The following is a 19,856-nucleotide window of genomic DNA, read 5'->3' as shown; positions in this document are numbered from 1 at the left end:
CATAATCGACTCGGTTTTTCAGGTCGATGTATGGCGCGAGACACTTCAGTCGGCCCCCTCTCCCTCCGGGAGAGGGCTGGGGTGAGGGTCGGCTTTTAGAACCGTTCGATCGACCGCGAATTCTGCACCCGCTCCACTTCCTTCGGCTTGTACGCGCAATACCCCGGCCGAGGGCCGATCTTCGGGTGGTTGCGACAGGTGTCCGGGCGCTTGTCATAAATGGTGCACAGCCGGCTCTTGCGATCCAGGTAGTAGCAATCGTTGTTGCTCATGCGCTGCAGGGTAAAGATCCCCGACTTCTGGTTGAAGCGCTCCACCAGACCTTCCTTTTGCAGGCGCTTGGCGATGTTCTTCGGCGGGTCGCCCAGTTCGAACTCGTCGACCACACCGATGCGCACCAGATCCTTGATTTTGACTTCGACCGGCAGCGTGCAGCAGCTGGAAACGCACGAGCCGCACATCGGGGCCGAATATTTGGCCCAGGTATCGAGACGGTCGATCTCGGCTGCGGCGATCAGGTTGGGCTTCATCATCGGGGTTTACCAGGCATGTGCATCAGGGCGCGCGATCATACCGGGACTGGTGGATTTTTGAACAACCTTTCGCCAGATTTTTTCTTTCTGTCATCACCGGGGCCGACAATTCGGCACGGCCCCTGCATTCATTCAGGCATTCGCCAAGGTATTGCCGAACGATCCCGCACTCTCAGGAAAAACTGCCGAACCAGAGCCACCACCGTCGGTCAGACCGTCTAGGCTCTGACAATTCCCCGCTCGCTCGAGGTCCTATCGATGACTCAAGAACCACTAGTTCGCGAAGCAGAGGTGGCCGCATTCCGCGACGCCGTCCTGACCAAACTCACCTACGCGGTGGGCAAAGACCCGGATCACGCCTTCGACCATGACTGGTTCGAAGCCATTGCCCTGGCGGCCCGGGACCACATGGTCGAGCACTGGATGGACCACACTCGGCAGATCTACCGCAAAGGTCAGAAGCGGGTGTATTACCTCTCGCTGGAATTTCTCATCGGCCGTTTGCTGTACGACAGCCTGAGCAACCTCGGTCTGCTCGACGTTGCCCGTGAGGCATTGACCGAGCTGGGTGTGGATCTGGAGCGCATCCGCCTGCTGGAGCCCGACGCCGCGCTGGGCAACGGTGGCCTCGGACGGCTGGCGGCGTGCTTCATGGAAAGCATGTCGACCCTCGGCATCGCCGGTCACGGCTACGGCATTCGTTACGAGCACGGGTTGTTCCGTCAGGCCATCGTCGATGGCTGGCAGCAGGAGCAGACCGAGCACTGGCTGGATTTCGGCAACCCGTGGGAGTTCGAGCGGCCGGAGGTCGTCTACACCATCGGCTTCGGCGGCAGCGTCGAGACCGTCACCGATGTCAGCGGCAAGAGCAAACAGGTCTGGCATCCGGCGGAAACCGTTCGGGCGATTGCCTACGACACTCCGGTGGTCGGCTGGCGCGGGGCGAGCGTCAACACCTTGCGTCTTTGGCGCGCCCGGGCGATGGAGGACTTGCACCTGGAGCGCTTCAACGCCGGTGACCACCTCGGAGCGGTCGCCGAAGTGGCCCGGGCCGAGAGTATCTCCCGCGTTCTGTATCCGGCGGACAGCACCGAGGCCGGGCAGGAACTGCGCCTGCGTCAGGAATACTTCTTCGTCGCCGCGTCGCTTCAGGATCTGCTGCGTCGTCATCGCAACATGCACACCTCGGTACTGACCCTGGGCGATCACGCGTCAATCCAGCTCAACGACACGCACCCCTCGATCGCCGTCGCCGAACTGATGCGTCTCCTGGTGGATGTCTACGACGTGGCGTGGGATGCGGCGTGGCAAGTCACCGTCGATACGCTCTCGTACACCAACCACACGCTGCTGCCCGAAGCACTGGAAACCTGGCCGGTGGGCCTGATGGAACGCATGCTGCCGCGGCACATGCAGATCATTTACCTGATCAACGCCCAGCATATCGATTCGCTGCGGGCCAAGGGCATTCACGATTTCGACGTGCTGCGCGCGGTGTCGCTGATCGAGGAGGACAACGGTCGCCGGGTGCGCATGGGCAATCTCGCGTTCCTCGGTTCCCACAGCGTCAATGGCGTATCGGGCCTGCACACGCAGCTGATGCGCAAGACCGTGTTTGCCGAACTGCACAAGCTCTACCCCGAGCGGATCAACAACAAGACCAACGGCATCACCTTCCGCCGCTGGTTGTACCAGGCCAACTCCGAACTGACCTCGATGCTGGTCGATGCCCTCGGCCCGGATGTGCTGGACAACCCCGAAGAGCGTTTGCTGGATCTTGAACCGTTCGCCGAAAAAGCGGCCTTCCGCAAGGCCTTCGCCGAGCAGCGGCTGCACAGCAAAAAGGCGCTGGCCTACCTGATTCATGAACGGCTGGGGATCGCGGTGAACCCGGCGGCGATGTTCGACGTGCAGGTCAAAAGGATCCACGAGTACAAACGTCAACTGCTCAACCTGATGCACACCGTGGCGCTGTATCAGGCGATTCGTGCCCAGCCGGAAACCGACTGGGTGCCGCGAGTGAAGATCTTCGCCGGCAAGGCGGCGGCCAGTTATCACCAGGCCAAGCTGATCATCAAACTGACCAACGACATCGCCCGGGTGGTGAACAACGACCCGACCGTACGCGGGTTGTTGAAGGTGGTGTTCCTGCCCAACTACAACGTCAGTCTGGCGGAGAGCATCATCCCGGCGGCGGATTTGTCGGAGCAGATATCCACCGCCGGTTTCGAGGCGTCGGGCACCAGCAACATGAAGTTCGGCCTCAATGGCGCGCTGACCATCGGCACCCTCGACGGCGCCAACGTGGAAATGTGCGAGCGCATCGGCGCCGAGCACATGTTTATCTTCGGCCTGAGCGCCCAGCAGGTCGAAGCGCGCAAGCAGAACCACGAGTTCAGTGCAGCGCCGGACATTGCGGCGTCCCATCGTCTGAACGACGTGTTGCAGGCGATCCGCAGCGGCGTGTTCTCGCCGGACGACACCTCGCGCTACACCGGGTTGATCGATTCGCTGGTGGACTACGACCGCTTCCTGGTCTGCGCCGACTTCGATTCTTACTGGGAAGCGCAGATGCGCGTCGATGCGCTGTGGCACGATTCCAACAACTGGTGGCGCTCGGCGGTGTTGAATACCGCGCGGATGGGCTGGTTCTCGTCGGACCGGACGATTCGCGAGTACGCCACGGATATCTGGAAGGCGCTGGAGTAACTTTTAGCGACAAATGTGCGCCCGGCCCCACGCTTGTTGGGCCGGGCCGATATACTGAGCCCTGATTTCGCCCCGTTCCGGGGCTGTTCAGGGATATCGACCATGCAATGGATGTTCATGTTGATCGGGCTGCTGCTCGGTTGGCTGCTCGACGAGTCGTTCAGTACCGCACTGTTGGGCGCGCTACTGGGCCTGGTGATTGGCCAGACGATCCGGATCGCCCGGCTCGGCTCGCAGAGTGCCGAGCACAAGACTCAACTTGAACAGGCGAAAGTCGCCTTGCAGGCTGTCGAACAGCGGCTGTTTCTGCTCGAAGGCGCCGGTGTGCGTGTCACGCCGCCCAGTGTCGAGCCGGCCCCAGAGGCCGCTGTCGAGCCGGTCCTGGTCGCCGAAGAAGCCCCTGCCAACGCCCCCGAGCTGGTCTGGGAACTGCCGCCCGAACTTGAACCGATCTCCGCTGTGGCCAGCGAAACCAGTCAACCTTTGCCGGCGGATGTCTGGCAGCTCGACGCCGTAACCCCTGACACTCCCGAACCGCAGCAACCTGCCGAACCCCGTGGCCCGAACCTCATCGAGCGCGGCATTAGTGCGGCGCGCAACTGGCTGTTCGGTGGCAACACCGTGCTGCGGGTCGGCGTGGTGCTGCTGTTCTTCGGCCTGGCCTTCCTGCTGCGCTACGCCACCGAAGGCATGGTGGTGCCGATCGAAATGCGTTATGCCGGGGTCGCGGCGGCGGCGCTGGGATTGCTGGCGCTGGGCTGGTGGTTACGCCATCGCAACACGAGCTACGCCTTGATGCTGCAAGGCACCGGGATCGCGGTGTTGTACCTCACGGTGTTCGCGGCGATGCGCCTGCATCCGCTGCTCGATCCGTCCGCCGCGCTGGGTTTGCTGGTCGCAGTGACGGTGTTCTCGGCCATTCTGGCCATCACCCAGGATTCCCTGGCCCTGGCCTGCGTCGCGGCATTGGGCGGTTTCGCCGCGCCGATCCTGACGTCCACCGGCGCCGGCAACCATGTCGCGCTGTTCAGCTATTTCGCGTTGCTCAACGCAGGCATCCTGGCCATTGCGTGGTTCAAGGCGTGGCGCCTGCTCAACCTGATCGGTTTCGCCGGCACTTTCGGCATCGGTTTCGCCTGGGGCGTGCGTTCGTATGCGCCGGAACTGTTGTGGAGCACCGAGCCGTTCCTGATTCTGTTCTTCCTGATGTACCTGGCTATCGGCCTGCTGTTCGCCCGACGCAAGCTGCTGGACATGCCGGACGCCCCGGCAGAAAGCGATCGCGAGGCGCTGCTGCAGTGGTCGGCGCGCAAGGGTGATTACGTCGACGGCACGATGCTGTTCGGGCCGCCGCTGGTGGGTTTCGGTCTGCAATTCGCGTTGGTGCAGCATCTGGAATTTGCCGCTGCGTTCAGCGCATTGGCACTGGGCATGATTTACATGGCGCTCGCCCGGGTGCTGATGGGCGGTCGCGCTTTGTTGCTGGGCGAAACGTGCCTTGCGCTCGGAGTGATTTTCGCCAGCCTGGCGATTCCATTGGGGCTGGATGCACGCTGGACGTCCGCGGCCTGGGCGGTGGAGGGCGCGGGGATTTTCTGGCTCGGCCTGCGTCAGCACCGGCCGTTGGCCAGGGCCTTCGCGTTGCTGCTGCAACTGGGCTCGGCGCTGGCGTTTCTCAGCCAGTTGCGTGTCGGTGAAAGCAGCCTGCTCGACGGTGCGCCGCTGGGGGCGTTGATGCTCGGGTTGGCGCTGCTGTTCAGTTTCTATCAACTGCGCAAAGCCCCGGCGGAGCACACCTCGGCATGGGAACGCCAAGGCCTGCCGGTATTGGCGAGTCTTGGTCTGACTTTTCTCTATCTGCTGGCGCCGTTGTTTTTCTTCGTCCAGTTCACGGCAATCAGTTGGGCCCTGGCCGGACTGGTGACTTTGTTCGTCGGCTTGCGCCTGCAATCGCGGACGTTCCTGTTCTGCGCATTTGCGGTGCAACTGCTGGGCGGTGCGTTGTTCCTGTTGCGCCTGCAAGGGGCGAGCGAAGATTCGGCAGCCGTGTTCAGCGCTGGCTGGAGCGGTTTGCTCAGCGCCTCGCTGATCGGTCTGGCACTGATCGCCGGCATGCTGCTGGCGGCACGCGACGAGATGGTGCGCAGCGATGTTCGCCTGTTGCGCGGTTTGTCGGTGGTGCTGCTGGCGGGGTTGGTGCTGATCAATCTGGCGGTGTTGTTCGTGCTGCCGTGGCAGACCGCAAGCGCGGTGTGGGCGGCCAGTGGCTTGCTGATCATCTGGCTCAGTCTGTACCTCAAGCAGCGCGTGAGTTTTGTCTTCGGTCTGTTGTTGCAACTGATCGGCGGCGCGGCGTTTTTGCTTGCCGGTCCCGAGTTGCTCGGGCCGCTGTCCAGCGAAGGTCTGCGGCCGCTGGCCCATGGCGGATTCTGGACGCCTCTGGTGCTGGGTCTGGCGGCGATGATCGGTGCGTGGCGCCTGCAACTGGGCAATCACGCTTCGGCGTTCGATGTGCTGAGCTTGAAGCGGTTGTCCGAAGTGCTGCTGGTGTGGGGCGCCGGTTGGTGGGCATTGGCGTGGATCAGTGAAGTGCTGCGTTTTGCGCCGCTGAATCTGCAGGCGACGTTGTTGCTGCTGGTCGCCACGTTGAGTGTCGCGTTGTGGACCGTGTTGGCATTGCGCCTGAAATGGCCGTCGCTCGGGTTGCTCTGCACCTTGCTGATACCGGCAGCCGGACTGGTGTTGCTCGCCGCGTGGCACTCGCGTTATCACCCGGCGGCCAACTTCGGCTGGCTGGCGTGGGCGGCCGTGTTCGCGGTGCATTTCTTCAGCCTGCGGCGTCTGGCGCCGATGCTGCCGGCGCGAGCCTTGAGCACCGCGCATGTGCTCGGTTGCTGGCTGCTGATCGGCGTGCTGGCGCTGGAGCTGCGCTACGGCCTGATGCTGTTGTCCGAGCAATACAATGCCTGGCGCTGGCTGGGCTGGGCGATTCTGCCAAGCGTGTATCTGTTGCTGATGGCCGCGCCGCGCACCTGGCCTTGGCCGGTGGCGGCGTTCTCTCGCGAGTACCGTTTGTACGCGGCGGCGCCGCTGGCGGTGTTGATGCTGATCTGGTTCTGGCTGGCGAACGGAGTAAGCGACGGCAACGCCGAACCGCTGCCTTACGTGCCGCTGATCAACCCGCTGGAGCTGGGCCTGCTGATCGCGTTGTTCAGCGTTTATGTCTGGTCGCGCAGTGCGGTAACCGAGCTGTCGATCCGCAAGGATTACGCCGTTTACGCTTCGCAACTGATCGCCGGTGTTTCGCTGTTCGCCTTCTGCACCGCGCTGGTGACCCGCGCCGCGCACCACTGGGCGGGGATCCCGTTCGAGCTGGACCTGTTGCTTGAATCGATGCTGGTGCAGGCCGGGTTGTCCATCGTCTGGACGCTGATGGCGCTCGGGCTGATGATCGGCGGGCACCTGCGCCATCGCCGCGAAGTGTGGCTGATCGGCGCGGCGCTGATTGCGCTGGTGGTGGCCAAACTGATTTTTGTCGAATTGAGCAACCGTGGCGGGCTGGCCCGGATCGTCTCGTTTATCGGCGTCGGCGTGTTGCTGCTGGTGGTGGGTTACTTCGCGCCACTGCCGCCCAAACGCGTCGAAGCTGCACCGGCGGCGGACAAACCGGCCCCGGAAACCGAAGGAGTGTCGTCTTGAGTCGCAAGCTTAATCTCGGGTGGCTGTTGCTGGGCGTGGCCATGACGGCCGGCGCCCAGGAAAAACCGGCGGACTTCGCCGCTCAGGTGCCATTGTCGGTCAGCGGCTCCGGCCCGTGGTATCGCCTCGAACTGCCGCTGAGCGTGCAGTTGCAGGCGCGCCAGACCGATCTCAGCGATCTGCGGGTATTCAACGCCGCCGGTGAACCGCAGGCCTACGCGCTGGCCCGGGAATCGGCACAGACCCGCGATGACGGTCGCGTGAACGCAGTGAAATGGTTTCCGCTGTACAACTCGGCGGATGCCACCGAACGCGCGCCGAGCGTGCGCGTGCAGTCCACGACTACCGGCACGCTGGTGGAAGTGCAACCCTCCAGCCAACTGGAAGCGGGCGAGGAAGTGCTGCGCGGCTGGCTGCTGGATGCCAGCGCGATCAAGGCACCGTTGCAGCAACTGATCCTCGACTGGACCAGCGAGCGCGACGGCTTCCAGCGTTTCAGCATCGAGGCCAGCGACGACCTGCAGCACTGGCAACCGTGGGGTGAAGGCCAGGTCGCGCGCCTGACTTTTTCCGATGAGCGCATCGAACAACATGAAGTCGCGCTGCCGGGGCAATCAGCGCGTTATCTGCGCCTGCTGTGGGATTCACCCAATGCGGCACCGACCTTGACCTCGGCGCAACTGAAAAGCAGCGACCCGCAAAACCTGCCGTTGCCGCTGGTCTGGTCGCCGGCGCTGGCCGGCAGCAGCACCAAGGCCGGGGAATACACCTGGCAGTTGCCGATGGGGCTGAATGTCGAGCGGGTCCAGGTCGAGTTGAAACAACCCAACAGCCTGGCGCCGGTGACGCTGGCGGGGCGCCGCGAAACCAGTCTGCCGTGGCAACCGTTGAGCAGCGGTCTGCTCTATCGCCTGACCCAGAATGGCCAGGACGTGGTGCAGAACGAATTGCAGCTTTACGGGCAGACCGTCCAGCAGTTGAAACTGACAGTCGACGAACGCGGCGGCGGCCTCGGCGAGCAGGCGCCGAGCCTCAAGTACGCGGTACGTGCGACCCAGGTGATCTTCCTCGCCCGGGGTGACGGGCCTTACAGCCTGGCGCTGGGCAATCCGACGGTGAGAACGGCAAACCTGCCGCTGACCACGCTGATCCCCGATTTCAAGCCGGAGAAACTGGCCACGCTGGGCAAGGCCACGGTGCAGGGAGAGGCAGTCGCGACGCAGATATCGACGGCGACGACAGCAGCTGTCGCCGAGACCAACTGGAAGAAAATCGGATTGTGGGCGGTATTACTGTTAAGTGTGCTGTTTCTGGCCGCGATGGCCTTCAGTCTGCTGCGCAAGCCGCCGGCCAAGTCCTGAATATGACGGGTGTGGCCTGCACACCCGTCGGGTTTCCAACTACGCTGAATCCCGTGCCTGAACTCTCCCGGTTCGATCACGTCTGATAGCAGGAATTGCACCCGACGCACGTTAGCGGGCGTCATTGCTCGCTACGGTTTCAGACTCCCTGTAAACTGCGCGGGTTTTCAGCCCCCCATTCCACCGGAGCCGTCCATGTCCCGCGTTACCCTGAGTCGCTATTTGATTGAGCAGACCCGCAGCAACAACACTCCTGCCGATCTGCGCTTCCTGATCGAAGTGGTGGCGCGTGCCTGCAAAGAGATCAGCCACGCCGTGTCCAAAGGCGCCCTCGGCGGTGTTCTGGGCAGCATGGGCACGGAAAACGTGCAAGGCGAAGTGCAGAAGAAACTCGACGTGCTGTCGAACGAAATCCTGCTCGAAGCCAACGAGTGGGGCGGTCACCTGGCCGGCATGGCGTCCGAAGAAATGGACAACGCCTACCAGATCCCGGGCAAATACCCGAAAGGCGCCTACCTGCTGGTATTCGACCCGCTGGACGGTTCGTCGAACATCGACATCAACGCCCCGGTCGGCACCATCTTCTCGGTACTGCGCTGCCCGAACGAATACCTGAGCCAGAACGAAGCCCTGAACGAAAAGGCCTTCCTGCAGCCAGGTACCCAGCAGGTTGCAGCCGGTTACGCGATCTACGGTCCGCAGACCATGCTGATCCTGACCCTGGGCAACGGCGTGAAGGGCTTCACCCTGGACCGCGAAATGGGCAGCTTCGTACTGACCCACGAAGACATCACCATTCCTGAAAGCACCCAGGAATTTGCGATCAACATGTCCAACCAGCGTCACTGGGAAGCCCCGGTACAGCGCTATGTTTCGGAACTGCTGGCCGGTGAAGAAGGCCCGCTGAAGAAGAACTACAACATGCGCTGGGTCGCGGCGATGGTTGCCGACGTGCACCGCATCCTGACCCGTGGCGGTCTGTTCATGTACCCGCGCGACAGCCGCGAGCCGTCCAAGCCAGGCAAACTGCGCCTGATGTACGAAGCCAACCCGATGTCGTTCCTGGTGGAACAGGCAGGCGGCGCTTCCACCGACGGTCACCAGCGCATCCTCGACATCCAGCCTGAAGGCCTGCACCAGCGCGTAGCGGTGTTCCTCGGCTCGAAAGAAGAAGTCGCCCGTGCCACGGCTTACCACAAGGAATAAACCATGACCGCACCCTGGCAGCCGTTGCTCGATTGGTGGTTCGGTCATGCCGGGTCAGCGACTGAAGTGACGGCGCAACAGGGCAAGTTGTGGTTCGGCAAGAAAGACAGTCAGGACCTCGAAGCGCGTGAGCGTTTCGGGGTCTTTGTCGATCAGGCCCTCGCCGGCGAATTGACCGAGTGGACGCAACGTCCCGAAGGTTGGCTGGCGGTAGTGCTGCTGCTCGATCAACTCCCGCGAATGATCTTTCGCGATACACCCAAGGCTTTTTCCGGCGATCTGCGGGCGCAGAAACTGGTTGCCCAAGGCATCGCGGCGGATTTCGACCGGCAGTTGAAACCGATTCAGCGACTCTTCATCTACCTCGTCTTCGAACACTGCGAAAACCTCGCGGTGCAGAATGAAGCGGTCTCGCGATTCATCGAATTGGTGGCCGAACAGCCTGAGGCGGAGCGCGGGGTGTTTGCCGACAACCTGGATTATGCCGAGCGGCATCAGCGGGTGATTGCGCGGTTTGGACGGTTTCCGCATCGCAATGCGGTGTTGGGGCGGGAGTCTACGGCGGAGGAGTTGGAGTTTTTGAAAGAGCCGGGTTCGCAGTTTTAGGGCGATTTTCGGCAACCTCAAAAAACGGCCCTCACCCTAACCCTCTCCCGGAGGGAGAGGGGACTGACCGCGTTGTTTATGCGCTATACATCGACCTGAGAGTCCTGAGTCGAACTCAGGTTTGAAAAGCCTCCGATAGGCTCCCTTTCCCCCTCGCCCCCATCGGGGGAGAGGGCTGGGGTGAGGGGGTAGCTCTTGATCTTAGATTCGGAAGCTGCCCACCAACTGCTTGAGTCGCGCCGCCTGCTGCTCCAGATCCGCACAAGCGCGCAGCGTCGCCTGCAAGTTCTCCACACCTTCCTGGTTCAGCGTGTTGATCTCGTTGATGTCGACGTTGATCGACTCGACCACCGCTGTCTGCTCTTCGGTCGCGGTCGCCACCGACTGGTTCATGCCGTCGATCTCGCCGATGCGCTGGGTCACGCTTTCCAGGCGTTCGCCGGCCTGGTTGGCGATGCCGACGCTGCTTTCGCTCTCGCGTTGGCTCTCGGTCATGATGCCGACGGCCTGACGTGCGCCGACCTGCAGTTCTTCGATCATGCTTTGCACTTGCTGCGCCGAATCCTGGGTGCGGTGCGCCAGGTTGCGCACTTCGTCGGCGACCACGGCGAAACCGCGACCGGCCTCACCGGCACGGGCGGCTTCGATGGCGGCGTTGAGCGCCAGCAGGTTGGTCTGCTGGGAGATGCTGGTGATCACTTCCAGAATCTGCCCGATGTTCACGGTGTTGCTGTTCAGGGTTTCGATGTTGCCGCAAGAGTCGCTGATCTTCGCCGACAGTTGCTGCATCGCGTGGATGGTTTTATCCACAACCTGCTGGCCGTCGACCGCCAGGCTGCGCGCGTCGCTGGAATGCTGCGAGGCGAGGGCGGCGTTCTGGGCGATTTCCTGGGCGGCGGCGCCGAGCTGGTTGATCGCGGCGGCCACGCTGTTGGTGCGCGAGGCCTGCTGGTCGGAATTGAACATCGACGAGTTGGACGCCGCGACCACGCGCAGGGCGACTTCGTTGACTTGCCCGGTGGCCGAGGACACTTCGCGGATCGAGGTGTGGATACGCTCGACGAAACGGTTGAACGACAAACCCAGCGCCCCGAACTCGTCGTGGCCATGGATCACCAGACGCTTGGTCAGGTCGCCTTCGCCTTCGGCGATGTCATGCATGGCGCGGCCCATGGTCAGCAGCGGTTGCATCAGTACGCGGATCAGCATGCCGAGCAGGGCGATGATGATCACCACGGCGATGACCATGGCGATCAGTGCCGAGGTGCGGAACTCGCTGAGCATCGAGAACGCGGTGTCCTTGTCCAGCACCAGGCCCACGTACCAGTCGGCCGACGGCACGCCGTTGACGCGGGTGAAGGAGATCAACTGGGTCTTGCCGTCGAACTCGACTTCTTTCAGGCCCGGACTGACTTTCGGCGCACCGCTTGGGTAGGCCTCGGCCAGGGTCTTGAGCACCAGTTTGCTGTCCGGGTGGATCAGGATTTTGCCGTCGGCACTGACGATGAACGCGTGGCCGTGGCCGCCGAAGTTCAGCGAGTTGATGATCGCGCTGACGCTGGTCAGGTCGATGTCGGCGCCGGCCACACCGATCATCTGGCCCTGACGCTGCACCGGGGTGGCGACGGTGATCACCAGTTTGCCCGACGACGCGGCGATGTACGGTTCGGTGACGATGGTCTGCTGCGCGCTGTTCGCGGCCTTGTACCAGCCACGGGCGCGCGGGTCGTAGTCCGGCGCGCGATTGCCGGCCGGGACCGAGAACATCACGCCGTCGGCGCCGCCGAAATAGCTGAGCTGGAAATTGCCGGTGTAGGCGGGCAGATCGATGATGCGTTTCAGGCTGGCCGGGGCGCTGCCGTCGGCGACAACCTGCTGCGACATCGATTGCAGCAGCTGGATGCGGCTTTCCAGCCAGGTCTGGATGTTGCTGGTGGTCAGGCTGCCCAGTTCCTGCATGGACGCTTCGGTGCTGCTTTGCAGGGCTTCGCGTTGTCGATAGTCGTTGAACAAAATGAAACAGGCGAACGCTACGGCCACCACGAGGGCGGCAGCCAACAAGATCTTGTGGCTGAATTTCATGTTTCTGGTCATTAAGTGAGCTACCGCGAAGGGGCTGGTCAAGAAAGGGCGGCAATTTGCCACACTCTCGGGCTTTGCGCTGCTCTTATTTCGACCGCCGCGCGACAAAGATGAGGACGCTTTTGTTAAAGGCGACGAAATGCTCAATAGCCCTACAAAGTGTCTGATTTACCGATGAATGCCGGACGAGCGGGCCAATAAATAGCCACCTGCCGAGGGAACCAGACAGGGGTTTTCTCTTCTAAGCTTCTGGTTGGCGCCAGGCCATCCCCCTTCCGTTCCAGGAGTTACACCATGTCGCTGCGATCTATCGCCCTTCTGTCGTTTTGCGTGCTGCTGGCCGCATGCAGCAAGGTCAATCAGGAAAACTACTCGAAGCTCTCGGCCGGCATGGCCAAGGCCGAAGTGGAGACGCTGCTCGGCAAGCCCACTGATTGCTCGGGTGCGCTCGGCATGTCCAGTTGCACCTGGGGCGACAAGAACAGCTTTATCAGCGTGCAGTACGCCGGTGACAAAGTGTTGATGTTTTCCGGCCAAGGCCTGAAGTAAACCGGGGCTACGCGCCCACGGGAGAAAAACAATGAAGCGGTTATTGCTTGTCCTTTTTGCCGGCCTGGTACTGGCCGGCTGCGCCACCACCGGCGAAGATCCGCTGGCGCCCAAGACAGTCCACAGCGTCAATCTCAAGCGTTATCAGGGTACCTGGTACGAGCTGGCGCGACTGCCGATGTATTTCCAGCGCAACTGCGCACAATCCGAAGCCCGTTACACGCTCGAATCGGACGGCAACCTGGGCGTGTTCAACCGTTGCCTGACCAAGGACTGGCAATGGGAAGAGGTCAAGGGCACGGCTTATCCACAGGTGCCGGGCAAGACCGACAAGTTGTGGGTCGAGTTCGATACCTGGTTCTCGCGGCTGATTCCGGGCTCGGCGAAGGGCCAATACTGGGTGCTGTACGTCAGTGACGACTACAAGACCGCCATCGTTGGCGACCCGAGCCGACGCTACCTGTGGCTGTTGTCGCGCACGCCGACCGTAAATGGTGTGGTGCGCGAAGAACTGCTGAGCAAGGCGCGCCAGCAGGGTTATGACACCACGCGCTTGATCTGGCGGGCGTCGGATCAGCAGATGGCCAAGACGTCCAACTGACGCGCAACAAAAAACCTGTGGAGGTTGCCCTCCACAGGTTTTTTTGTGTCAGCCCAAAAGCTCTCGCAGGACCTGGGTGAAGGCGCGATTGCTATCCTCTTCCCCGGCATGTCGCCCGTCGCGAACGACCCACTGGCCGTTGACCAGCACGTCGCGCACCTGGCGGTCGCCACCAGCAAACAGCCAGCGGTTGAGGATCCCGTCACCGCTGGCCGTGGCCAGGTACGGATCCGTGCCATCGAGCACAATCCAGTCGGCGCGTTTGCCGACCTCCAGCGCGCCGATCGGCTGGCCCAGCGCCTGAGCGCCACCGTCCAGTGCGGCGTCATACAACGTGCGGCCAACCATCGGCTGATCCGCGCCATACAAGCGGTTGCGCCGTTGATCGCGCAGACGCTGGCCGTATTCCAGCCAACGCAATTCTTCCACCACGCTCAACGACACATGGCTGTCGGAACCGATGCCCATGCGTCCGCCCTGAGCGAGGAAATCCACCGCCGGGAAAATCCCGTCGCCGAGGTTGGCTTCGGTGGTCAGGCACAGGCCGGCGATGGCGCGACTCTTGGCCATCAGCGTGACTTCTTCCGGATTGGCGTGGGTGGCGTGGACCAGGCACCAGCGCTGATCGACTTCGGTGTTTTCATACAGCCATTGCAACGGGCGGCGACCGCTCCAGCTCAGGCAGTCGTCGACTTCCTTCTGCTGTTCGGCGATGTGGATGTGCACCGGGCATTGCTTGTCGCTAGACGCCAGCACTTCGCTGATCTGCTGCGGGGTGACCGCGCGCAACGAGTGGAAACACAATCCCAGCGACTGAGCCTTCTGCTGCGCCAGCAACGGTTGCAGGCGCGATTGCAGTTTCAGGTAGTTTTCGGTGCTGTTGATGAATCGGCGCTGGCCTTCGTTCGGCGTCTGGCCGCCGAAACCGCTGTGGCTGTAAAGCACCGGCAACAGTGTCAGGCCGATGCCGGCGGAGCTGGCGGCCTGGCTGATACGCAACGCCAGCTCGGCCGGATCGGCGTACGGCTGACCGTTGTGATCGTGGTGAACGTAATGGAATTCGGCGACCGAGGTGTAACCGGCCTTGAGCATTTCGATGTACAGCTGACGGGCAATCACGCCGAGCTGGTCCGGGCTGATTTTTCCGACGAGCCGGTACATCAGATCGCGCCAGGTCCAGAAACTGTCATTGGGATTGCCGGCCACTTCCGCCAGCCCGGCCATTGCTCGCTGGAACGCGTGGGAGTGCAGATTCGGCATGCCCGGCAGCAGCGGACCGCTCAGCCGTTCGGCGCCTTCTGCGGTGGAATCGGCCTGAATTCGGGTCAATACGCCGTCGGCGCTGACCTCGAGACGTACATTGTTGGCCCATCCGTTAGGCAGCAGCGCGCGTTCGGCAAAGAAGGCGGACATGGTTCAGCACCCCATCGTGTGTTATTTGTATATACATATACAGACGTTTGCCTGCCCGGTAAACTCCGGCAAGCTAGCAACCTTATCCAATGAACAGGGATCCATCGTGCCGACTCCGCCTCCAGTTTCTCCGTTGGCCGCGAACATGGGCGACAGTCCGGCGCCCTTGTACGCCCGCGTCAAACAGATGATCACCCAGCAGATCGACAGTGGTAACTGGCCGCCGCATTACCGCGTGCCGTCGGAAAGCGAGCTGGTCAGCCAGCTGGGCTTCAGCCGCATGACCATCAACCGCGCGCTGCGGGAAATGACCGCCGACGGTCTGCTGGTACGCATGCAGGGCGTCGGCACCTTCGTCGCCGAGCCGAAGAGTCAGTCCGCGCTGTTCGAAGTGCACAACATCGCCGACGAAATCGCCTCCCGTGGCCATCGCCACACCTGCCAGGTGATCACTCTGGAGGAAGAGGCCGCCGGTTCCGAACGCGCCCTGGCGCTGGATATGCGCGAAGGGCAGAAGGTGTTCCACTCGCTGATCGTGCATTACGAAAACGACATTCCGGTGCAGATCGAAGACCGTTTCGTTAACGCGCTGGTCGCCCCGGAATACCTCAAGCAGGACTTCACCCTGCAAACGCCATACGCCTATCTGAACCAGGTCGCGCCGCTGACCGAAGGCGAGCATGTGGTCGAAGCGATCCTCGCCGAGCCGTCCGAATGCAAACTGCTGCAGATCGAAAAAGGCGAGCCGTGCCTGCTGATCCGCCGTCGCACCTGGTCGGGCCGTCAGCCGGTGACCGCAGCTCGCCTGATCCACCCCGGTTCCCGTCATCGTCTGGAAGGTCGGTTCCATAAATGAAAGAGTTGAAGGTTTTACGCGCCGAAGGCTACCCGCGCATGCCGTGGAAAAACGGCGGCGGCAGCACCGAAGAAATCACCCGTGACGCCGGTGCCGGCCTCGACGGTTTCGGCTGGCGCCTGTCGATTGCCGACATCGCCGAATCCGGCGGCTTCTCGACGTTCACCGGTTATCAACGGGTGATCACGGTGTTGCAGGGCGACGGCATGACCTTGTGCGTCGACGGTGACGACACCCGGCCGCTGTTACCCCTCGACCCGTTTGCCTTCAGCGGCGAAAGCCAGGTCTCATGCACCCTGCTCGGCGGGGCGATCCGCGATTTCAACCTGATCTACGCGCCGCAGCGTTACAGCGCACGCTTGCAGTGGCTGGATGGCGAGCAGCGATTTTTCAGCTCCGCCGGCACCGTTCTCGTTTTCAGTGTCAGCGAGTTGCTGCAAGTGCAGGTCGGTGACAGTGCTGCGCAACTTGGCCGGCATGATTGCCTGCAACTGGACGGCAACACCGGTCTGGTGGAAATCGCCGTCAACGCGGGCTGCTGTGTGATCGAACTGACTGCACGCTGATCCGACTCGTGAAAAACCGCCGCTTTGAACAGTGCCTGTAGGGGCTGTTGAGAGCGGCGGTTTTTTTCATCCCGACGTTCCCGAACGCGCACCAACTTGTTACCGAACGCCCCAGCGTGGCGCAAAACCACGCACATGAACTCGCCTTCCGCTTGTTCAAACCCATCTCGCGAAAAAATTCATACACGCCACAACCCTTGATTCAGGCGTCCTCCAGCCGTCTCCGCATTTTTATTGATCAACCCTCCAACAAGTTGGCCGCTTGATTGCATATGCTTGTATGTACAAGTAAAGACGTATGCGTATGAGTCGTCAGAGGTTCTCCGCAGCGTCCCTGATTCGCTTGTCGCGCATTGAAGCGCACAAGCCGCTTGCCCATCGCCAGGGTTGGTTTGAATTGATCGCTGAGGAGTCTTTTTCGTGACTGACGCAAAAACTACTAAATTCCGTGACGTTGAAATTCGTGCAGCGCGCGGCAACAAGCTGACCGCCAAGAGCTGGCTGACCGAAGCGCCGCTGCGCATGCTGATGAACAACCTCGACCCGGAAGTGGCCGAGAACCCGAAAGAGCTGGTGGTCTACGGTGGCATCGGCCGCGCCGCGCGTAACTGGGAGTGCTACGACAAGATCGTTGAAAGCCTGACCAACCTGAACGACGACGAAACCCTGCTGGTGCAGTCCGGCAAACCGGTCGGCGTGTTCAAGACCCACAGCAACGCGCCGCGCGTACTGATCGCCAACTCCAACCTGGTGCCGCACTGGGCGACCTGGGAACACTTCAACGAACTCGACGCCAAGGGCCTGGCCATGTACGGCCAGATGACCGCCGGCAGCTGGATCTACATCGGCAGCCAGGGCATCGTCCAGGGCACTTACGAAACCTTCGTCGAGGCCGGTCGCCAGCATTACAACTCCAACCTCAAGGGCCGCTGGGTCCTGACCGCCGGCCTCGGTGGCATGGGCGGCGCCCAACCTCTGGCGGCAACTTTGGCCGGTGCCTGCTCGCTGAACATTGAATGCCAGCAGGTGAGCATCGATTTCCGCCTGAAAAGCCGTTACGTCGACGAGCAGGCCAAAGACCTCGACGACGCCCTGGCGCGCATCGAGAAGTACACCAAGGAAGGCAAGGCCATCTCCATCGCGCTGCTGGGCAACGCCGCCGAAATCCTCCCGGAACTGGTCCGTCGCGGCGTGCGCCCGGACATGGTCACCGACCAGACCAGCGCCCACGATCCGCTCAACGGCTACCTGCCGGCCGGCTGGACCTGGGACGAATACCGCGCCCGCGCCAAGACCGAACCGGCCGCTGTGATCAAGGCTGCCAAGCAATCGATGGCGGTGCACGTCAAAGCCATGCTCGCCTTCCAGAAGCAAGGCATCCCGACCTTCGACTACGGCAACAACATCCGTCAGATGGCTCAGGAAGAAGGCGTGGAAAACGCTTTCGACTTCCCGGGTTTCGTCCCGGCCTACATCCGTCCGCTGTTCTGCCGTGGCATCGGCCCGTTCCGTTGGGCGGCGCTGTCGGGCAACGCTGAAGACATCTACAAGACCGACGCCAAGGTCAAAGAACTGATCCCGGACGACGCGCACCTGCACAACTGGCTGGACATGGCCCGCGAGCGCATCAGCTTCCAGGGTCTGCCGGCGCGTATCTGCTGGGTCGGTCTGGGCCAGCGCGCCAAGCTCGGTCTGGCGTTCAACGAAATGGTCCGTCGCGGCGAGCTGTCGGCGCCGATCGTGATCGGTCGCGACCACCTCGACTCCGGCTCGGTATCGAGCCCGAACCGTGAAACCGAATCGATGCAGGATGGCTCGGATGCCGTTTCCGACTGGCCACTGCTCAACGCTTTGCTCAACACCGCGAGCGGCGCGACCTGGGTTTCCCTGCACCATGGCGGTGGTGTCGGCATGGGCTTCTCGCAGCACTCGGGCATGGTGATCGTCTGCGACGGTACGGACGAAGCAGCCGAGCGTATCGCTCGCGTGCTGCACAACGACCCGGGCACCGGTGTGATGCGTCACGCCGATGCCGGTTACCAGATCGCCATCGACTGCGCCAAGGAGCAAGGGCTGAACCTGCCGATGATCACCGGCAAATAAAAACGGCGGGAGCGAGCGTGCTCGCTCCCGCGCAAGCCAATACAACAACAAAACCCAGAACAATCCACAGAGGTTGAATCATGGCTGGCAACACCGATCGTGCAAGCAACAAACCGTTGATCGAAAGGCGTTCGATCGACTACATCCCGGAAGCGGAAAGACACGGTCGTCTATTCAGTCAGTTCACCCTGTGGATGGGTGCCAACCTGCAAATCACTGCGATTGTCACCGGGGCCCTGGCCGTGGTGCTGGGCGGCGACGTGTTCTGGTCGCTGATCGGTCTGTTGATCGGTCAACTGCTGGGCGGCGGCGTCATGGCGCTGCACGCGGCGCAAGGGCCGAAGCTGGGCCTGCCGCAGATGATCTCCAGCCGTGTGCAGTTCGGGGTGTATGGCGCGGCAATTCCGATCGTGCTGGTGTGCCTGATGTACCTCGGCTTCACCGCCACCGGCACCGTGCTGTCGGGTCAGGCGCTGGGCCAGTTGTTCGGGGTCAGCGACACCGTCGGCATCCTGCTTTTCGCCAGTGTCATCGTGGTGGTCACGGTGCTCGGCTATCGGGTGATCCACTGGATCGGCCGTATTGCCAGTGTCATTGGCGTGATTGCTTTCGTGTACCTGTTCAGCCGTCTGATGAGTCAGGTGGACGTCGGTGCACTTCTGGAAATCCGTCACTTCAGCTGGAGCAGCTTCCTGCTGGCGGTGTCGCTGGCGGCGTCCTGGCAGATCGCCTTCGGCCCTTACGTGGCGGACTATTCGCGTTACCTGCCGAGCAAGGTTTCCTCGGTGAAAACCTTCTTTGCTGCCGGTGCCGGTTCGGTGATCGGCGCGCAAGTGGCGATGATCCTCGGTGTGTTCGCGGCGGCTTCGGCCAACGGCCAGTTCGCCGGCCATGAAGTGGCCTACATCGTCGGTCTGGGCGGCACAGGTGCCACCGCTGCGCTGCTGTACTTCAGCATCGCGTTCGGCAAGGTGACCATCTCCACCCTGAACTCCTACGGCAGCTTCATGTGCATCGCCACCATCATCAGCGGCTTCCGTGGCCACCTGACGGTCAGCCGGATGCAGCGTCTGGTGTTCGTGCTGGTGATCGTCGGTGCCGCGACCCTGATCGCCTTGCTCGGCCAGCACTCGTTCCTCGGGGCGTTCAAGTCTTTCATCCTGTTCCTGCTGGCGTTCTTCACGCCGTGGAGCGCGATCAACCTCGTGGACTACTACTGCATTACCCGTGAGCACTACGACGTCCCGGCGCTGGCTGATCCGAACGGTCGCTACGGCCGCTGGAACATCCTCGGTATCAGCGTCTATGTGTTCGGTGTGCTGGTGCAGCTGCCGTTCATTTCCACCAAGTTCTATACCGGTCCGCTGGTAGCCGCACTGGGTGATGTGGACATCTCGTGGATCATCGGTCTGGTGCTGCCCGCTGCGCTTTACTACGTGTGCGCAAAGAAATGGCACGGCAGCGTGCCCGATCACCTGATTCTGCCGGTCGAGCAGAACAGCGTTGTACAACCTGAAGCAAACGGGACCGGCCGCGCTGCGGCGCAGGCCTGATCTGGACGTGGACAGGGCT

At 62.2% G+C, this 19,856-nt stretch carries 14 protein-coding genes; 11 read left to right on the top strand and 3 right to left on the bottom strand.

Translation table 11 applies throughout. The annotated features are described in order from the left end of the window. Window positions 1-95: 95 nt before the first annotated feature. Entirely contained in the window at window positions 96-533 is a 438-nt protein-coding gene (locus OQ248_RS08740) for a YkgJ family cysteine cluster protein (protein WP_007952500.1), read from the bottom strand. A gap of 258 nt (window positions 534-791) precedes the next feature. Between OQ248_RS08740 and OQ248_RS08735 the strand changes: the two genes are divergently transcribed. From OQ248_RS08735 to OQ248_RS08715, 5 genes are all read left to right on the top strand, one after another. Further along, complete coding sequence (locus tag OQ248_RS08735) at window positions 792-3,242, top strand: glycogen/starch/alpha-glucan phosphorylase (RefSeq protein WP_265812605.1); 2,451 nt, start codon at window positions 792-794, stop codon at window positions 3,240-3,242. A gap of 102 nt (window positions 3,243-3,344) precedes the next feature. Further along, complete coding sequence (locus tag OQ248_RS08730) at window positions 3,345-6,941, top strand: DUF2339 domain-containing protein (protein ID WP_265812604.1); 3,597 nt, start codon at window positions 3,345-3,347, stop codon at window positions 6,939-6,941. After that, window positions 6,938-8,302, top strand: coding sequence for a DUF3999 domain-containing protein (locus tag OQ248_RS08725; protein WP_265812603.1), 1,365 nt, complete (start codon window positions 6,938-6,940; stop codon window positions 8,300-8,302). Before OQ248_RS08730 ends, OQ248_RS08725 begins: the two co-directional genes overlap by 4 nt. A gap of 195 nt (window positions 8,303-8,497) precedes the next feature. Beyond that, entirely contained in the window at window positions 8,498-9,508 is a 1,011-nt protein-coding gene (locus OQ248_RS08720; RefSeq protein ID WP_065261556.1) for a class 1 fructose-bisphosphatase, read from the top strand. A 3-nt stretch (window positions 9,509-9,511) separates the two neighbouring features. Continuing rightward, window positions 9,512-10,114 carry a DUF924 family protein gene (locus tag OQ248_RS08715; RefSeq protein ID WP_265812602.1) on the top strand — a complete coding sequence of 201 codons (603 nt, stop codon included), beginning with the start codon at window positions 9,512-9,514 and terminating at the stop codon, window positions 10,112-10,114. Between the two features lie 201 nt (window positions 10,115-10,315). Here OQ248_RS08715 and OQ248_RS08710 read toward each other — a convergent pair whose 3' ends face one another. Continuing rightward, window positions 10,316-12,208: a methyl-accepting chemotaxis protein gene (locus OQ248_RS08710; RefSeq protein ID WP_205884472.1), complete on the bottom strand. Its 1,893-nt coding sequence runs from the start codon at window positions 12,206-12,208 to the stop codon at window positions 10,316-10,318. 282 nt (window positions 12,209-12,490) lie between these two features. Here OQ248_RS08710 and OQ248_RS08705 point away from each other — a divergent pair, with 282 nt between their 5' ends. Then, window positions 12,491-12,745 (top strand): hypothetical protein, encoded by a 255-nt coding sequence (locus tag OQ248_RS08705; RefSeq protein WP_007952486.1) that lies wholly within the window; start codon window positions 12,491-12,493, stop codon window positions 12,743-12,745. A 31-nt stretch (window positions 12,746-12,776) separates the two neighbouring features. Then, window positions 12,777-13,346, top strand: a complete 570-nt coding sequence (locus OQ248_RS08700) for a lipocalin family protein (protein ID WP_085712791.1) — start codon at window positions 12,777-12,779, stop codon at window positions 13,344-13,346. 48 nt (window positions 13,347-13,394) lie between these two features. On the opposite strand, the gene OQ248_RS08695 is transcribed toward OQ248_RS08700, so the two are convergent. Continuing rightward, window positions 13,395-14,759, bottom strand: coding sequence for a formimidoylglutamate deiminase (locus OQ248_RS08695; protein ID WP_265812601.1), 1,365 nt, complete (start codon window positions 14,757-14,759; stop codon window positions 13,395-13,397). A 145-nt stretch (window positions 14,760-14,904) separates the two neighbouring features. Between OQ248_RS08695 and hutC the strand changes: the two genes are divergently transcribed. From hutC to OQ248_RS08675, 4 genes are all read left to right on the top strand, one after another. Next, on the top strand, window positions 14,905-15,615 hold the full coding sequence (gene hutC / locus OQ248_RS08690) for a histidine utilization repressor (RefSeq protein WP_162803449.1): 711 nt from the start codon (window positions 14,905-14,907) through the stop codon (window positions 15,613-15,615). Continuing rightward, window positions 15,612-16,181: a HutD family protein gene (locus tag OQ248_RS08685; protein WP_265812600.1), complete on the top strand. Its 570-nt coding sequence runs from the start codon at window positions 15,612-15,614 to the stop codon at window positions 16,179-16,181. Before hutC ends, OQ248_RS08685 begins: the two co-directional genes overlap by 4 nt. A 420-nt stretch (window positions 16,182-16,601) precedes the next feature. Then, the gene (gene hutU / locus OQ248_RS08680) at window positions 16,602-18,284 is read left to right on the top strand and encodes a urocanate hydratase (protein ID WP_265812599.1); all 1,683 of its coding nucleotides are present in this window, start codon (window positions 16,602-16,604) and stop codon (window positions 18,282-18,284) included. A gap of 80 nt (window positions 18,285-18,364) precedes the next feature. Continuing rightward, window positions 18,365-19,837 (top strand): cytosine permease, encoded by a 1,473-nt coding sequence (locus tag OQ248_RS08675; protein WP_265812598.1) that lies wholly within the window; start codon window positions 18,365-18,367, stop codon window positions 19,835-19,837. The last annotated feature ends 19 nt before the right edge of the window (window positions 19,838-19,856 follow it).

Origin of the sequence: Pseudomonas sp. COW5 (assembly GCF_026240005.1) — a bacterium.
Lineage (GTDB): Bacteria > Pseudomonadota > Gammaproteobacteria > Pseudomonadales > Pseudomonadaceae > Aquipseudomonas > Aquipseudomonas kribbensis.
This window is presented reverse-complemented; position numbering and strand designations above follow the sequence as displayed.

What these genes read in the sequence shown, in the direction of transcription:
- OQ248_RS08735 (WP_265812605.1), top strand. Translation starts at nt 792, where the DNA reads ATGACTCAAGAACCACTAGTTCGCGAAGCAGAGGTGGCCGCATTCCGC.
- OQ248_RS08700 (WP_085712791.1), top strand. Translation starts at nt 12,777, where the DNA reads ATGAAGCGGTTATTGCTTGTCCTTTTTGCCGGCCTGGTACTGGCCGGC.
- OQ248_RS08720 (WP_065261556.1), top strand. Translation starts at nt 8,498, where the DNA reads ATGTCCCGCGTTACCCTGAGTCGCTATTTGATTGAGCAGACCCGCAGC.
- OQ248_RS08695 (WP_265812601.1), bottom strand. Translation starts at nt 14,759, where the DNA reads ATGTCCGCCTTCTTTGCCGAACGCGCGCTGCTGCCTAACGGATGGGCC.
- hutC (WP_162803449.1), top strand. Translation starts at nt 14,905, where the DNA reads ATGGGCGACAGTCCGGCGCCCTTGTACGCCCGCGTCAAACAGATGATC.
- OQ248_RS08705 (WP_007952486.1), top strand. Translation starts at nt 12,491, where the DNA reads ATGTCGCTGCGATCTATCGCCCTTCTGTCGTTTTGCGTGCTGCTGGCC.
- OQ248_RS08675 (WP_265812598.1), top strand. Translation starts at nt 18,365, where the DNA reads ATGGCTGGCAACACCGATCGTGCAAGCAACAAACCGTTGATCGAAAGG.
- OQ248_RS08730 (WP_265812604.1), top strand. Translation starts at nt 3,345, where the DNA reads ATGCAATGGATGTTCATGTTGATCGGGCTGCTGCTCGGTTGGCTGCTC.
- OQ248_RS08740 (WP_007952500.1), bottom strand. Translation starts at nt 533, where the DNA reads ATGATGAAGCCCAACCTGATCGCCGCAGCCGAGATCGACCGTCTCGAT.
- OQ248_RS08710 (WP_205884472.1), bottom strand. Translation starts at nt 12,208, where the DNA reads ATGACCAGAAACATGAAATTCAGCCACAAGATCTTGTTGGCTGCCGCC.
- OQ248_RS08685 (WP_265812600.1), top strand. Translation starts at nt 15,612, where the DNA reads ATGAAAGAGTTGAAGGTTTTACGCGCCGAAGGCTACCCGCGCATGCCG.
- OQ248_RS08715 (WP_265812602.1), top strand. Translation starts at nt 9,512, where the DNA reads ATGACCGCACCCTGGCAGCCGTTGCTCGATTGGTGGTTCGGTCATGCC.